General features: G+C 39.5%; 13 protein-coding genes and 1 pseudogene. 11 read left to right on the top strand and 3 right to left on the bottom strand.

Annotated features, from left to right (window positions below):
* Positions 1 to 115: 115 nt before the first annotated feature.
* Positions 116 to 516: pseudogene (locus IE222_RS26530) on the top strand (transposase); the annotation flags it as partial.
* Positions 517 to 1,152: 636 nt separating this feature from the next.
* Complete coding sequence (locus IE222_RS23195) at positions 1,153 to 1,716, top strand: hypothetical protein (protein WP_191276761.1); 564 nt, start codon at positions 1,153 to 1,155, stop codon at positions 1,714 to 1,716.
* Positions 1,717 to 1,889: 173 nt separating this feature from the next.
* On the opposite strand, the gene IE222_RS23190 is transcribed toward IE222_RS23195, so the two are convergent.
* Positions 1,890 to 2,291 (bottom strand): cupredoxin domain-containing protein, encoded by a 402-nt coding sequence (locus IE222_RS23190; RefSeq protein ID WP_191276760.1) that lies wholly within the window; start codon positions 2,289 to 2,291, stop codon positions 1,890 to 1,892.
* 203 nt (positions 2,292 to 2,494) lie between these two features.
* Positions 2,495 to 2,695 carry a hypothetical protein gene (locus IE222_RS23185; protein WP_191276759.1) on the bottom strand — a complete coding sequence of 67 codons (201 nt, stop codon included), beginning with the start codon at positions 2,693 to 2,695 and terminating at the stop codon, positions 2,495 to 2,497.
* 147 nt (positions 2,696 to 2,842) lie between these two features.
* Between IE222_RS23185 and IE222_RS23180 the strand changes: the two genes are divergently transcribed.
* The gene (locus tag IE222_RS23180) at positions 2,843 to 4,072 is read left to right on the top strand and encodes an MFS transporter (RefSeq protein WP_191276758.1); all 1,230 of its coding nucleotides are present in this window, start codon (positions 2,843 to 2,845) and stop codon (positions 4,070 to 4,072) included.
* A 66-nt stretch (positions 4,073 to 4,138) separates the two neighbouring features.
* Here the strand turns inward: IE222_RS23180 and IE222_RS23175 are convergent, their stop codons facing one another.
* On the bottom strand, positions 4,139 to 5,776 hold the full coding sequence (locus IE222_RS23175; RefSeq protein WP_191276757.1) for an immunoglobulin-like domain-containing protein: 1,638 nt from the start codon (positions 5,774 to 5,776) through the stop codon (positions 4,139 to 4,141).
* Positions 5,777 to 6,481: 705 nt separating this feature from the next.
* On the opposite strand from IE222_RS23175, the gene IE222_RS23170 reads away from it, so the two are divergent.
* The 8 genes from IE222_RS23170 to IE222_RS23135 all read left to right on the top strand — a co-directional run bounded on the left by IE222_RS23170 (position 6,482) and on the right by IE222_RS23135 (position 14,959).
* Positions 6,482 to 7,087, top strand: coding sequence for a hypothetical protein (locus IE222_RS23170; RefSeq protein WP_191276756.1), 606 nt, complete (start codon positions 6,482 to 6,484; stop codon positions 7,085 to 7,087).
* A gap of 10 nt (positions 7,088 to 7,097) precedes the next feature.
* Positions 7,098 to 9,311 carry an ankyrin repeat domain-containing protein gene (locus tag IE222_RS23165; protein ID WP_191276755.1) on the top strand — a complete coding sequence of 738 codons (2,214 nt, stop codon included), beginning with the start codon at positions 7,098 to 7,100 and terminating at the stop codon, positions 9,309 to 9,311.
* A gap of 41 nt (positions 9,312 to 9,352) precedes the next feature.
* The gene (locus IE222_RS23160) at positions 9,353 to 9,832 is read left to right on the top strand and encodes a hypothetical protein (protein ID WP_191276754.1); all 480 of its coding nucleotides are present in this window, start codon (positions 9,353 to 9,355) and stop codon (positions 9,830 to 9,832) included.
* A gap of 291 nt (positions 9,833 to 10,123) precedes the next feature.
* Positions 10,124 to 11,719, top strand: a complete 1,596-nt coding sequence (locus tag IE222_RS23155; RefSeq protein ID WP_370465082.1) for a spore germination protein — start codon at positions 10,124 to 10,126, stop codon at positions 11,717 to 11,719.
* Positions 11,720 to 11,728: 9 nt separating this feature from the next.
* A complete protein-coding gene (locus tag IE222_RS23150) occupies positions 11,729 to 12,940 on the top strand; it encodes a Ger(x)C family spore germination protein (protein WP_308435619.1) in 1,212 nt (403 codons plus the stop codon).
* Between the two features lie 7 nt (positions 12,941 to 12,947).
* Entirely contained in the window at positions 12,948 to 13,181 is a 234-nt protein-coding gene (locus IE222_RS23145; RefSeq protein WP_191276752.1) for a hypothetical protein, read from the top strand.
* A gap of 16 nt (positions 13,182 to 13,197) precedes the next feature.
* The gene (locus tag IE222_RS23140; protein WP_223282862.1) at positions 13,198 to 14,325 is read left to right on the top strand and encodes a GerAB/ArcD/ProY family transporter; all 1,128 of its coding nucleotides are present in this window, start codon (positions 13,198 to 13,200) and stop codon (positions 14,323 to 14,325) included.
* A gap of 142 nt (positions 14,326 to 14,467) precedes the next feature.
* Complete coding sequence (locus IE222_RS23135) at positions 14,468 to 14,959, top strand: hypothetical protein (RefSeq protein ID WP_191276750.1); 492 nt, start codon at positions 14,468 to 14,470, stop codon at positions 14,957 to 14,959.
* The last annotated feature ends 175 nt before the right edge of the window (positions 14,960 to 15,134 follow it).

Genomic DNA, 15,134 nt, shown 5'->3' with positions numbered 1-15,134 from the left:
TCCAATCAACAGTGTGTTATTTAAAAAAGACCTTCCGTTCAACAAATAAATAATTTAAATAAGTGATGAAATCAATGTTTATGCCAAAAGAGTTTAGCCAAAGTAATATGAATTTGTGTCTATTGATGAATTAATTCCAGCCGACACCTTCTTCGCTTGATTGACATATATTGATTTTTCATTTCTTCTAAAAAAAGTTTGTCCCTATTATATTGATGATAACGGACGCCCTACTGATCCCCTTATTCTTTTTAAAAGGATGTTTATTTGCTATATTTACTGCATTCGTTCTGAACGTCAATTAGAAAGGGAAATAAGAACAAACGTAGCCTACAGCTGGTTTTTAGGTTTAAAATTCAAGGATTCAGTTCCACATCACTCCACGATTAGCTGGAATCGTCTTCATCGATTTAAGGATACAAATATTTTTCAGGAGATTTTTGATGAAATTGTGCTTTTAGCAATGAATCTAAGATGGTTGGCGAACGTGTTTTATTTACGGATTCAAAAACACTGCCGGTTACGGGGATTGAAAAAAGCAAGTGAACAGGCTCTCCTTACTGCAGCCTGCCAAAATATAAAAGACGGCAACACATTTAGCTAGGTTGGTAAAGGTGTGTTGCAATTCTTTAGGTTGATTTGCCTCCTGTTGATTGGAGCGGAGGGCACTTGACTCCTGCGGGATCGAGAGGTCACGGGAGACCCCACAGGCGCAAAGCGCCGAGGAGGCTCCAGGACCTCCCCGCGGAAAGCGAGTGCACGGAGCGGAAATCAACAGGCCCAGTAAGCATGGGCCAATCTTATTATAAAATCAGTATTTTAAGTCTGCCAAAATGAAAAATTGACGAGAAAAATACCCTTTCTCGACAATCTGTGAGTACTGTGGGACTGTTTTTTTGGAAAGGGGGGAAGCTGGCAGCTGCAGCTTTTTTTTTCTTCTCCCCATAAATCCTAATAGGACTTTTTGATTAAAAATCGAGAGAAATGTAGATTTTAGGAAAAAAAGCAGGATTTTTGATTTTCATAAAGGAATATATATATAACTATTTACGATTTGTCCCCTACACAACACTACTCCTAACGAAAATAGCAGCCTTTGAAAAATAAGAACATTTTATGCATTCCATCAAGCTATGAAAGAAGGTATAGAATATGACTGAAAATTTTTTTGCTGACTATAAAAAGTTTATTGTTGTACCGGAAGAAGAAAAGCGAGTTGGAACAGAAGTATTTGCCCCCGAGAACTATTCTGCCCATTATATCCTGACACTTTCTATTTTTGACACGCGGTTATCGACCTGGAATGATGCCGGCAAGTTTGAAATCGATATTGAAAAAAGCATCAAAACGGTCTTGGAGGAATTCAATCAAAAGCAGCACAAAAAGTACCATCTGCAATTACTAGAACTGGATAAGTTCACTAATTACTTTATTTTGGCCCTTTCTTGTAAAACAAAATTTGAACAAGGAAAGGAAACAGACAGTATAAGTCATATTCTTGACACGATGCTGATGAACCCATTTTATGTGGGACAGAAATGGTTTAACCTCATTGGTGAAAAAGGCAAAGTCGAACGAAAACTCTTCTGCTACTCTTTTAAGGAATATAAATTAGAAGATAAGGACCATTCGACTATAGAGGGAAGATACGACAATGTCTCCCAATTAATCCCTAAAAATGGAGAGATTTCGCTGATTAAAAGTTCTGTAAGATGAACACGAGGTCGGTTCGTGTGCCTTATTGGCAAAGTGGACTAATCCCTTTTGGTTCGTGAACAGGGGGCACCAAGTCTGCAGGTCTGTGTTGAAGAGGATTGTTATGAATGCAGACGTTTCCCAACAGCTCTATTATAAGGGAGGGAAACGTCTGACTGAATGTGATCTATTGCTTAATCGATAATTTTCAGAGAAATCTTCATACCTTCATGGTCTTCTGTAGCACCGCATACAGTTGAACATTGTAATTCGTATTCCCCCGTTTTTTCGGCTGTAAATTCAGCGGGTTTGTCTGCTGTAAGGTTAATGCCTAATTCGTCGTTACTAATTGTGTGCACGCCTTCTTTGTTAACTAAATTAATTTTGACCTTGGTTCCTTTTTTAATGACCAGCTCTTTATCTGAAGAGAATTCCCAATTCTTTGCCGTGATTGTGTACTCGTCTCCACTAGCAGCTGTTGCAGTTTCAACACTTTTCTCCTGTTTAGCAGATGATCCTTCATCTGACCCTCCGCAAGCTGCCAACCCCAATGTTAATGCACCCGTAAATAAAACTAACCCAATCTTCTTCATCATCTTAGGTACTCTCCCTTTAAACTTTTTGTTTAGCTACCTTTATTAAAAGGGATTTTCTGATTCTGTTCCTTGATTTAAATCAAGAAACTGCGATTAATTTGGGTGCCAGGGTCACGATTCACCCAAAGGTAAAGAGGAGAAAAACAGAAAACCAGCTTGGCTCCCAAGCTGGCTTTGGATCGATCTTTAATATGGCCGTGCGCCTACAGAGTCATTTCTTTGTTGTGATCTAAATAGAGGTCATACATTTCTAAATTTTCCAGTAGGCTGTGCTTGTAATAAAATAATGCCTTCTTAACAATGTAGTTATGATTCCCGTTGTTAAGCTCCTGCTCGCATTCGTCTAATTCCTTGGTTTTGACGACTTTTAATTCATAAAAAATGTTTTTTAACTCTCTCCCCATTATATGGCCCCCAAACGTTCCAACTATAAAACTATTTCTACAGCTTTAGCATCGACAACTTTTTCATAGTCTATACCTGTCATCTTTGTTTCGGAAAATAGTATAATATTCCGTATACATTCTTCTTGCTCGCGGAGGTTATTGTTTTTGAAGAATCATAGATTGAATTATTACATATTATTATTTGTTGTTTTTGGAGGGTTCCTTCTTTTTGGGTTATCGGAAAATATTAAGGGACCAGCGTTACCAAACATGCAGGCGGAATTTAGCTTAAATGAATCTCAGCTAGGGGTGCTGCTAGCCCTTAATTCGCTCGGGTATTTGCTGGCATGCTCCTTCACATCGATCCTTTCTACGAAGGTCGGAATCAAATGGACAGGAATTCTAGCCTTTTCTTCAATGGTTTTCGCCGGAATCTTCATGTATCTGTCCAGGGGATATTCATCCTTAATTGGTTCGTATTTTTTGCTGTATCTGGGAAACGGGATTCTAGAGATTGGTCTGGGCATAATGGCTGCTCGTATTTTTATCAAAAATACAGGAACGATGATGAATATAGCCCATTTTTTTTACGGGCTTAGTTCGATTGGTGCTCCGATTTTAGGTGCGGCCATGATGGGCTGGCATGTTCAAGGCGGCGAGCTGGGTTGGCGGGGCATGTATTTAATTATCCTTTCTCTATCCATTATCCCGATTATACCCTCGCTTTTCGGTATGTTTCCGGAGGACGACCATCCAAGTGAAGGAGAATCCACTTCGTTTCGCGGACTGCTTCGGGATCCTGTTGCCTGGCTGATTGTTGCTGTTCTTTCGTTCGGAGTCGTGTCTGAAATGGCGATCGGCAGCTGGCTGGTCTACTATTTACAAAATGCCTATGATTGGTCTTTAAAAAGAGCTTCCGAAATGTTATCTATATTTTTCCTGCTTTTTACTTTATCACGGCTGTTTGTAGGTCCGATTACAGATAAAATAGGCTATACTCTTTCCATTATGCTGTTTTCTGCCTTTTCAGGGATTTGCAGTCTTGCGGCAGTTTTTATCGGGGAAATAGGAGCGATTTTCTTTGCTATTGCCGGTATAGGGATTGCCCCCATCTATCCCACTGTCATGGCACTGCTTGCGAAACGATATGCAAAAGGCGTAGGGACTGCGATTACCTTTACGGTTACTCTTTTGGGAATTGCCAGTGTTATCGGAAATCTGCTCATTGGGGTCATTATTGATTTTGTAAATCAGGTTTTTGGAAACGGTTTGGGGAACAAAATGATTGGCCTCCAGGCTGGCTACGTATTTATCGCGGGAATGGCAATTCTATGTTCCATTTGCTGCGTGCCATTATATAAAATACTTCGGGCGCGGAGTGGTGGGGTTGTTTAAATCCCTTACTAACCAAAAAAGCTGACAACCTGTTATTGAAGGTTGTCAGCTTCTTTAGTTACCTATTTATTTTACAATGATTTTTCTTTTCACGGCTGCTTGGTTTTTGGATTGATCCGTAACGGTGTAAGTTAAAGTATAGGTGCCTTTTTTCTTTGTATTTACTTTTCCTGTTACTTTGATTTTCTTAGTTAAATTGCCATCAACATTGTCTTTCGCTGTTACCCCCGTTTTAGGGTTAAAGGAAGATTTGTAACGGATGGTTTTACTTTTTGCTCCTGAAATGACGGGTTTGGTACGATCAATTGTAATCTTTCTTGTAACCGTCACCGCATTCTTTGAAGAATCAGTCACCGTATATTTCAATGTGTAGGTACCCTTTTTCTTCGTATTAACGAAGCCGCTGATTTTAATTTTACTAGTTAAGCTGCCGTCCACATTATCCCGTGCCGTAACGCCGGCTCTTGGATTAAACGAAGAATTTAATCTAATGGTTTTATTAGCGGCACCGGAAATGACCGGTTTCACATGATCGTAGACCGTTATCTTTCTTTTAACGACTGCGGTATTCTTGGACCAATCGGCGACAGTGTATGTTACATAGTAAGTACCCTTTTTCTTAGTATTCACCGTACCCATTACTTTTATTGCACTTGTAATATCACCGTCCGCATTATCCATCGCCTTAACGCCTGTTTTTGGGCTGAATTTAGAGTTGATGGGAATGGACTTGCTTACGACCCCAGAAATGACCGGTTTCTTCGAATCTACGAGCTTCTTAATGTAAGCTGAAGAAACATATCCGCTCACCCTTTTATCTACGGTTTGGACTGGGTACCAGACAAATTGGTTTGCAGTAGAATTGTCATACGTAAATCCACCAGTAATGATTAAGGCAGTATTTTTTGGCAAGGTTTTTAAATACGTACCCCCTGGTTTTTTGCGTAAATTAACCCCTTTTGCCGTTGTCTCCACTCTGTTTCCGCTTTTAAACAAATAGGCGGTCTCGTGGCCATTAGAAGCTAGTGTGTATTGCAATCTATTAAACTTAATGTTTTCGCTGCTTTCACGATTATAATCAAAATCGAGTTTACTAAATGGGTATTGTGCTAACTTCGTACCGTCTAGATAACTTTCTTTTTCTAGCTTTGCAAAAACTTGTTCCTGATAGGCATCCATGTTTCGCTCCCCGGTTTGCTGTTTGAGAGGACTGTTCACTGGCTTTGTTCCGTTATATGCCATTACGGAGAAATACCAGTTTTCAATTAGATGGCGTCCTGCCCCTTTGATTTTTGGCAAATCCACCCGCGTATACATATAGTCAAGGACCGCGACTCCTGCCTCAATATTGTAGACGATATCGTTCTTCAGCTTCTCCTCCACGTACCCATTTTGATTGGTTAGCTGCATAAGACCGATTCCGCCGTCGTAGGAAATAATAGGATCGCCCTTACTATTGAATTGCTTCCAGGAGCCGTTTTCCTGTGTAGCCACGGCTTTGACCACTTCGGGAGGAATGTCAGCCTTTAAGGCAGCATTCGTCAACAAGCAGTTTATTTGCTGAAAGGAGGGATTTACGTTTGGTTGTATTGTGCCATATGCGGCGCATTTAGCGGCTAAGTCCGACTCCGCCGAAGCATTTCCAGAGAATAAACTTATAGTTAAACAGGTTAATATACCTGCTTTTATTAAAGGTATCTTCATGTATGAAAACTCCAAACTATGGAAATTTTTTTATCTATAAGTATTCTAACATATTTAGATGGGAATTTTTGATAATTTTTAAGAGGACCCTAAGAAGGGGAAAGTGTATGGTAACTCAGTCAAAGCTATCCTTCATAAGCGTGATGAAGACCAAGATAGCAGTGGTGCAGGTATAAAATGGTCTTCATAAGCCGGATGAAGGACAAAATTGGTAGAAAACCAGATTAAAATGTCCTTCATAAGCGTGATGAAGACCAAAATTGATAGAAACCCACAACAAAAAGTCCTTCATAAGCATGATGAAGACCAAAATTGATAGGAACCCAGATGGAAAAGTCCTTCATAAGCGTGATGAAGGCCAAAATTGATAGGAATCCAGAACAAAAAGTCCTTCATAGGCGTGATGAAGACTAAAGTTGATAGAAACCCAAAACAAAAAGTCCTTCATAAGCGTGATGAAGGCCAAAATAGCAGGAGATCCCAATCAAAAAGTCTTTCATAAAGTGCGCAAAGTGCCGGCATCGAAGATACTAGGCCACAATCGCGCACAACCACTTGCTAGTTTGATAAAGAATCAAAAGGGGGAACAGGTTGGTATGCCCCCCTTGTTTGTTAGTAATAGGAAATATTTAAATGGAAATTTTTTTATAGTAAGCATTAGCTGATTTGGTAAAATAGTAATAGGTTAATAGAAGGGGGTACACCATGAGTTTGTTTGATTTAGCTTATAGCCAGGAAGGGTTAGCGCAAACATTAGCAGCCTTACATGTTCCGTTAGACGGGACGATGGAAATACCATGGATGATTGATTCAACCGCCATTTTGGATCGGGGTGGAAATATTGTCGCCGTTGCGACGGATAATGTTTTTAATGGGACCACAATTACCGGTACAGACATGAACGTAATCGGGTATACTTCGCCAAATGCCTTTGGTGGTGAAACTATTTATAATGGGTCATTTGAAAACATTGGTTTTACCACGGATAATGTGTTCGGCGGCCATTATCTATTTAACGAGGATATGGCACTAGAATCAATTAGTTTTGATACACCTATCGGAAAAACGTTATTTTCAAGTGATATGGAATTGCTAGGCATTATCCCGGAATATGGAAATAAGATGTTCCAACCCGATGATATAGCTGGACCTTCATTGGATCATGCATCAAGCTATGATTCTTTTAGCTCCTATATCCATGACAGTTTTCATGACTTTGGGGCAAGTCTTGATCATTTGGATGGACTTGATCTTTTAGGCCATTTTGATGTTTCAGCTCTTGATGGATTGGATTTCTTAGACTGGATGTAGGAGACACAACATGAAGACACAATTGAAATCACATCTCTTTGAAAAACCGGAAGAGGGACTAACCGCATTATGTGAAGAACTGGAGCATTCTTTATCACCTAATTTACATAAAGAGGTACAGGATTTTATCCACCACTTGGTTCAATCCGAAATGGAACATCTAGACAAAACCATTTCTGATAAACTTTTTACAGATACCAAGAAAATACAGGACAGGTGGAAAGAAGAAGAGGTTTCATCTAGCGAGAAAAAACGATTAATGGGCCAGTATCTGCGTTTGGTTCATCCGAATGCACTAACCCAATTATTAAATCAGTCTTATAATACAAACTTTACGCGGGAAACATATACCCATTTCTTAGATGAACTCATCCAACAGAATTGTTTTCCTTCAATCCTGAAGAGATATACGGCAGCAGATTCCCTTTTTCAAGCCTTCTCTCAATATATGATGATGAAAACGGACCCTTTGATCCAGATGTTAAAAGGCCATAGTGAACGTTTTGTAGAACATATTGATTTTATCCAGCGGATAGCGGAGAAGGAGAAGGTAAATTCCGCTATAGGCTTGGGAGCAGGTATGGTTGGCTCGGTATTAGGGGGTCCGGTTGGAAGAATTCTAACCCGAAAAGCGGTTGATGCCCTGACAAGCTATGATTTATATATAGAAGGCTCCTTTGGCGATGTCATGGCAGAATGGAAAAAGGTGCATAAGGCTTGGAAACAATTGAAGAACACGCTTGAACAGGGATTCCGCCTTCTTTATACGATGCTGATTGGCGGCTATTTTCTGAAAGTCAGACAGGATTATGACGATCTCGGATATCTGATTGATGGTTTTGACAAAGGAGATTTTCAAATAAAGGCCATTGTAAAACCATCTGAGCAAAGACGGTTGATTCATTGGATGGCAGAGAACGAGCGGTTAATCGGAGAGGCTTTGTCTTCTCAAAATTATTCCTTTGCCCATCAACTTTCTCAAAAACTCCTGCAATTTTTTAAAGAAAATCCTTACGCCGGTAAAGTGCCTCATACCGTTCATGGAAACCAGAAAACCTTATTAGAATGGGGTTATTTGTATCGTTATGGTATTTACCTCTATCAGATTGAGGAAGTTTACTGGAAGAAGGGCAAATATACGCAGGCAGCGCAATTGTATCGAGAATTAACAGCGCAATTATCTGTTACAGTGGAGAATGTCCAATCCATCGGTGGAAAATCGATTATTGCCTTTCATGATCTGCTGTTAAGAATCATCATGATTTCGGTTCAAGAGAATAATGAAAAGCCTACAGCTGATCTTTTTTCGGAATACTCAGGAAAGAATAGGGTGGATGAAAAAACGGCCTCTATCCTTCAAAGTTTTGATTTATTTAGGGGCGAAAAGGTAGATGATCAACTTCCCTTCGGTAATCTCAGTAAAGTGTACCAAAGGCAGCTGAATGAATGCGGCATACGCAGTGATCAATTTTTGTCCTTCCTGCAGAAGAAGAATCTTTTAAATTCGTTAGGCATTTTAGCTTTTAAGAGAGGTTTAAGCCAGTTGCGGCGTCATACGGTAAGTGGTGCTAAGTCTTTTCTAGCGGGCGCGAAGCATTTAAAACTTCATATCATAACTCCTGCTTTCGTGATTATTCTTTTAGGATTTAATACGTATTATTTCGTTAAGCATGCCGCTTTCTATCCTGCCTCGCTAGATCGATTTTATTTTGAAAAAGTGGAGGACAAGTGGTTTTCTACCGGCTTAGACAAACATGCCTATGATGAAGCCATCAGACAGTCGGACATGAAACGCGGATTCTTCTTGCTGGAGAATACCGATGTAAACCCCAACCATTTGAATCAATATGGCTCTTCCTTTCTGATCAGGACAGTGGAATATGGAAGTATCGAGGATTTAAAAAGGTTAATCGATATGGGCGGCGTCAATTTAAACATTGTGGATGAGGATGGCTATACCCCGCTATCCGAAGCGATAAACGAGAAGAATATTGAGGCCTTCCAACTGTTACTTGAAAATGGCGCAGATCCCAACGCCAAGGAATACGGTGAATCCCTGGTGTTTGACATCATCACCAAAAACGACCTCCGCCTCTTCGATTTATTTGTAAAATACGGAGGAAATCTAAACACCAAAAATACATTTGGCGATACCCCGCTTCAAGACGCAGAAAGAGATGACCGAGATGAGATCGCTGCAAGGCTGCATGTGCTGGGGTATTGATAAAACCTTTTTTTAAAAAACATAGAAAGAGTGACTCGTAATTGGGAAGGGATACGGAAAAAAGAATGCAAAAGCTTAAGAACGAAATAAGCAAGGCAAAATTACTTCGTTCTGAATTCGATTCAATTGCTCAAGAAATAATTACTACGTACAAGGTTTATAAACAATTTGAAAATGAGTTTAATAAAATTTTTCCTTTTTCGATTACAAACCCTTTTGAAAAAGCAATACGTTATGACCTAATCAAGTCTATTGAATGTTTTAAGAAGATTTCTGCAACAGCCAAAAGGGGTATTAATCCAAGGGGGAATTATGAAGAATTAAACTATGAACTATTAAATGAAGAGCAAATAGAGATCATTAGTTTAATTTTTGATAAACGGAACGGCTTAGCCCATAAATTTCTTTCTATGGAATTTGAAATTATTGAGGATGAAATGGAAGAGATATCTTATTATCTTTGGGGGATGGGCGAAATGATCAATATATATATTCGTAAATTAGAAGGAAAAGTAAAGTAGTGGCGGACAATAATACAAACTTGAAATAAGACTGTTGTAGAAATCGCACTTGCACAAAAGAAAATGAAGCTGTGTAAGCTGCAGAGGCAATTTGCAAAAATTAATAAGCTTTTGGAAAAAATCAGGAGCATCGGATTAGAGCAGATCAACCAAATGGTGGTCTGTTTTTTTGCTCACAATACGATTGCCTGTTCCATGTGTAATTTACTTTAGGAAACACTTTCGTTTAAAGAATTCTTAGTACGTCAATACTGATTTCTGACCATAGGAGCAAAGGTGGAGATTATCTTGGTGAAATTCAAGAAAACCATCAAAAAATTATTAAAAAGTGAGTCAACGGCTCATCCTGGCGTGACGAAAATAGGTGACACAAAACCGCTAAAGACACGTTTACATGAAAATATTCAATTCATAAAAGAAAACCTTGGAAATAGTTCTGATTTAATCATAAGAGAAATTCGTATTAGTAAAAAAAATAATATAAAGTTAGCGATCTTTTATACGGATGGTCTCGCTGATACACAGTCCCTTAATAATTTTGTTTTAGAGCCTTTAATGCTTGAAATGCGAAAGATGGAATTTGATCAAGACATCTATTCGAACCCAAATGTTGCTTTACAGCTGATGAAAGATGAAGTCCTCACCGTTTCCGGAATTACGGATGTAGTCGATTTTGATACACTCCTTACGACTATTTTAGAAGGGGATATCGTTATTTTAATGGACGGCAGTGCCTGGGGGCTTAAAGTTGGAATGAGGGGCTGGGAAGACCGCGGTGTCCAGGAACCATCGGCACAAACTGTTATCCGTGGACCAAAAGAGGGATTTTCCGAATCCATTCGAACGAATACAGCCTTAATTAGACGAAGAATCAAGGATCCCAATCTATGGCTAGAAACGAAACAGATTGGAGAAAGAACAAAAACCGATGTAGCACTTATGTTTATTAAAGGTATAGTCAATGACAAAGTGTTGGATGAAGTTCATAAAAGACTTGACCGGATCAATATCGATGGAATTTTGGAATCAGGCTATATCGAAGAACTAATCCAAGATGAAACCTATACCCCCTTTCCAACTGTGTATAATACGGAAAGACCGGATGCCATAGCAGCTGGACTTTTAGAGGGGAGGATTGCCATTCTTGTAGATGGCACACCATTTGTGCTCTTAGTACCTGCTTTATTCGGGCAATTCCTACAGTCTTCAGAAGACTACTATCAACGCTGGGACATTAGTAATCTTATTCGTTTGTTGCGATATATTGCGTTAGCTATTTCCTTACTCGGGCCATCTTTATATATTGCGGTTACTACCTTTCATCAAGAAATGCTGCCAACGCCCCTTTTGATTAGTTTAGCAGCACAGCGGGAAGGCGTTCCTTTTCCCGCGTTTGTAGAGGCATTACTGATGGAGGTTACCTTTGAAATTCTGCGTGAAGCAGGGGTTAGAATGCCCAGAGCTATTGGACAGGCGGTTTCGATTGTCGGTGCATTGGTAATCGGTCAAGCAGCAGTTGAAGCAGGTATTGTATCAGCTGCTATGGTCATTGTTGTAGCGATTACGGCGATTTCAAGTTTTGTCATTCCCTCGTTTAATATGGCTATTTCCATCCGAATTCTTCGTTTCGGTTTGATGGGCTTTGCAGCGTCTTTCGGATTATTAGGGGTGACGCTGGGATTAATTGCGATCTTATTGCATATGAGCAGTCTACGCTCTTTTGGTGTCCCATATATGTCTCCATTTGGTCCTTTCAATCCATCGGATCAAAAAGATATGATTTTCCGAGTACCTATTGGGAAAATGTTGACTCGTCCTCACCTGATAAGCCAGAAAAACGAGACCCGGGGACAAAATGAGCCTGCTTCGAAACCAGAACGGGAATGAGGTTTTTTTATGATAAAACGAAAATTTTATTATGCCCTTGTTTCTATCATTACTTTAACCATGCTAACAGGATGCTGGAGCAGGACAGAATTGAATGAACTTGCCATAACGGTTGCACTTGGAATAGATCAATCAGGTGATCAATTCAAAGTCTCGGCACAGGTTGTTAATCCGGGAGAAGTAGCCTCCCAAAAAGGAGGAAGCGGGAATTCACCTGTCGCAACGTATACCGCCACCGGCGAAACGGTTTATGAGGCAATCCGAAAAATGACAACAAAGGTTCCTCGAAAAATATACGGAGCCCATCTTAGATTACTGGTGATTGGTGAAGAGCTTGCCAGTGGAAAAGGAATCGGTAAAGCACTTGATCTCTTGTCCCGGGACCCAGAGTTGAGAACGGATTTTTACATTGTCGTAGCAAAGGAAACAACGGCAGAGCAGGTGCTTAAAATCCTATCAATTCCGTTAGAACGGATACCGGCCAATAAAATATTCCAATCCTTGGAAACATCGGAGAAGGCATGGGCGGCTACAGCTGGGGTCACAATTGACGAATTAATATCGGATTTAGTAAGTAAGGGGCACCAGCCTTTATTAACAGGAATTCAAATTTTTGGAGACCCGAAATCAGGGGAATCGACGGAAAGTCTGCAGCGGTCATCTACTGAACCCGTGTTAACCTTTGCTGATATGGCGGCGTTTAAACAGGATAAACTAATTGGCTGGCTGAATGAGAGAGAAAGTAAGGGGGCTAACTATATTACGAACAAAGTTCACAGTACTATTGTAAGTATACCGTGCACTCGTGATGGGATGCTTGGCATCGAGGTTGTTAGGTCAAAAACAAAGGTCAGCGGTTCCGTGAAAAATGGGGTACCGAAAATGAATGTTTCTGTTCAAGCAGAGGCCAATGTAGGGGAAGTAGAATGTTCAGAGGTGGATTTAAGTAAAAAAGACACAATAGCTGAATTAGAATCAAAAACAGAAGAAGACATTAAACGAAAAATAGAAGCAGCCATAACCAAGGCACAAGCTGATTTTAAAACAGATATATTTGGTTTCGGGGAAGTCATTCATAGGGAAGATCCGAAGTATTGGAATCAATATAAAATGAAATGGAATGAAGAATTCGTAGAACTTCCTGTAAAGGTAGACGTTGATATTAAAATTAGACGGTCTGGCAGTGTAGGCAATTCTTTTCTGAAATCATTAAAGGAGTAGGTTTTATATGTTAGCAAGCATTGGAATAGTTGTTACCGCTTTGATGATGGCAGTGATTGAGGTTCCCTATCTTCTAAGAAAGAGGCTTAAGAGAGAGCTTTGGGCTTTTAGTGCCTTGCTTGCTTTTGGAACTAGCTTGAGTATTTTGCATGTGCTGAAAGTTCCTCTGCCAAGCCCTCACGAATGGATTGCTTTCCTGTATAAGCCTCTAAGTGATGTCATTTATCGTACGTTACAATAGAAAGAAGGTGATCAGGTTGATTGAACGTGGAAAAATAAATGATAATCAATTTAGGGTACTTGTGATTTTATTTATATTTGGACCAGCCGTCTTATTGGAAACAAGTCTTCTAGCTGCAGCGGCAAAACAGGATGCATGGATCTCGGCTGTTGTTGGGGTTGGAATAGGACTGTTGATCGTTTGGCTATATACAAAGATTGGTTCCAAGTTCCCCGAACGCAATTTATTTGAAAAGCTCGAATATGTCTTTGGGAAGTGGATTGGGAAAATAGTATCTCTCCTATTTTTCTTTTTTTTCTTTCAGCTCGCGGCCCACATCCTTAGAAATATCGGAGACTTTGTCACCGTTCACATTATGCCTGAAACACCCATTCACTTTGTTGAAATCATCTTTTTATGTATTGTCATTATGGGAGTTCGTCTTGGTCTCGAACCGATAGCTAGAACAGGAGAAATCTTATTTCCTTGGGTTATTTTCTTTTTTTTCATTATGATCGTATCGCTTCCTCCTGAATTTAAGATTGAAAACATTAAACCTGTTTTTGAAGGAGGTATAAAACCAATATTAAAAGGAAGTACCACTGTTATCGCATTTCCTTTTATGGAATCGATACTTTTTTTGATGATATATCCATATGTTAACAAAATAAAAGAAGCGAATAAGGCTTTTTTTACAGGGGCCTTAATTGGAGGAGGAGTGCTTATTCTGATATCCGTATATACCATTTTGGTGCTTGGTGCTGATTTTACAGCCAGAAATGTTTATCCTTCCTATGCTCTAGCCAAAAAAATTAATATCGCCGATTTTTTTCAAAGGATTGAGGCCATCGTAGCCGGCATGTGGTTTATCAGCATATTTTATAAACTAACCATCTGTTTTTATGCCTCTACAGTTGGACTTGCTCAAATTTTAAATCTAAAAGAATACCGTTCATTAACGCTGCCGTTAGGCATGATTATGGTTGTGCTCTCCATCATTATCTCGCCGAGTATGGCTGAATTTATGTCCTATTTACCTAAATATGAATTCCCTTTTAATTTAACATTTGGATTGTTTTTTCCTTTGCTGTTCTTAGTGGTAGCCAAAATCCGGAAAAAAACAGGAAAAGAACCGATGAACCAAACAAAGGGGGATGGATTGTAGCAGGAACCTGTCACGGCTGATTGATAAAATTTCACTAGTTCTTAGGCATGAGGATTTCTTGTTTAAACAAAAATTTTTTCATGACCTTTTGACCAGTTTAATGGAGGGTTCTAAGGGGAATAACATGGCGAGGAGGGATACCATGAAAAAATTCAGTTCTATTTTAGCCGTTATTTTACTTGTATTTATGGCAGTTGGCTGCAGCTCTAATGCAGACAATGAAAAAACTGCCAAAGATCAAACAGGGACATCTGAAGCCCAAACAGATGGTGAACAGCCAGAGAGCCAAAGCGATGAAGAAACAGCAGAGACTAGTGAACCTGTGTCAGATGACCTTTCAAGCGGCAGTGAAGAAGTAATCACTGTGTTGGAAAAATTAAAAACAAACTTGGAAACTAAAGCAGAAAATTCGGAGCAAATCCAAGCCACCGGCAAGGAGCTTGAAGAAAGCTGGGATGCCATTGAAAAGAATGTAGAGGAGAACTATCCGGAAGACTACGAAAATATTGAAGAAAGCTTATATCCTCTCATTAGTGAAGCCCAAAAAGAACAGCCTGATACAGCAGCAATAGAGAAATTAACAGACGAAACAAAGGAAAAAATAGAGGCATTTAAAGAAAAAATAGGATCATAATATGGGGTCAGTCCCCCCACTGCGTTAATTCTTTAAAGTAGTGAGGGACTGACCTTTTTTCTGAGAGAAGTGTAGCAACTTCTCTTTTTTTGTCACTTACATTGTAAAATTTTCCTCATGTATGATTATTAATGGTCACCTCGTCTTCTGTTAAAATAGGATTATATATTTTCAG

The sequence above is a fragment of the Neobacillus kokaensis genome (genome assembly GCF_014656545.1).
Lineage (GTDB): Bacteria > Bacillota > Bacilli > Bacillales > Cytobacillaceae > Neobacillus > Neobacillus kokaensis.
Note: the sequence above shows the minus strand (reverse complement) of the source record. Positions and strands in the feature narration are given on the sequence as shown.

Excerpts from the sequence above, each read along its gene's own strand:
- IE222_RS23195 (WP_191276761.1), top strand. The coding sequence starts at position 1,153 with ATGACTGAAAATTTTTTTGCTGACTATAAAAAGTTTATTGTTGTACCG.
- IE222_RS23190 (WP_191276760.1), bottom strand. The coding sequence starts at position 2,291 with ATGATGAAGAAGATTGGGTTAGTTTTATTTACGGGTGCATTAACATTG.
- IE222_RS23185 (WP_191276759.1), bottom strand. The coding sequence starts at position 2,695 with ATGGGGAGAGAGTTAAAAAACATTTTTTATGAATTAAAAGTCGTCAAA.
- IE222_RS23175 (WP_191276757.1), bottom strand. The coding sequence starts at position 5,776 with ATGAAGATACCTTTAATAAAAGCAGGTATATTAACCTGTTTAACTATA.
- IE222_RS23170 (WP_191276756.1), top strand. The coding sequence starts at position 6,482 with ATGAGTTTGTTTGATTTAGCTTATAGCCAGGAAGGGTTAGCGCAAACA.
- IE222_RS23165 (WP_191276755.1), top strand. The coding sequence starts at position 7,098 with ATGAAGACACAATTGAAATCACATCTCTTTGAAAAACCGGAAGAGGGA.
- IE222_RS23150 (WP_308435619.1), top strand. The coding sequence starts at position 11,729 with ATGATAAAACGAAAATTTTATTATGCCCTTGTTTCTATCATTACTTTA.
- IE222_RS23145 (WP_191276752.1), top strand. The coding sequence starts at position 12,948 with ATGTTAGCAAGCATTGGAATAGTTGTTACCGCTTTGATGATGGCAGTG.
- IE222_RS23135 (WP_191276750.1), top strand. The coding sequence starts at position 14,468 with ATGAAAAAATTCAGTTCTATTTTAGCCGTTATTTTACTTGTATTTATG.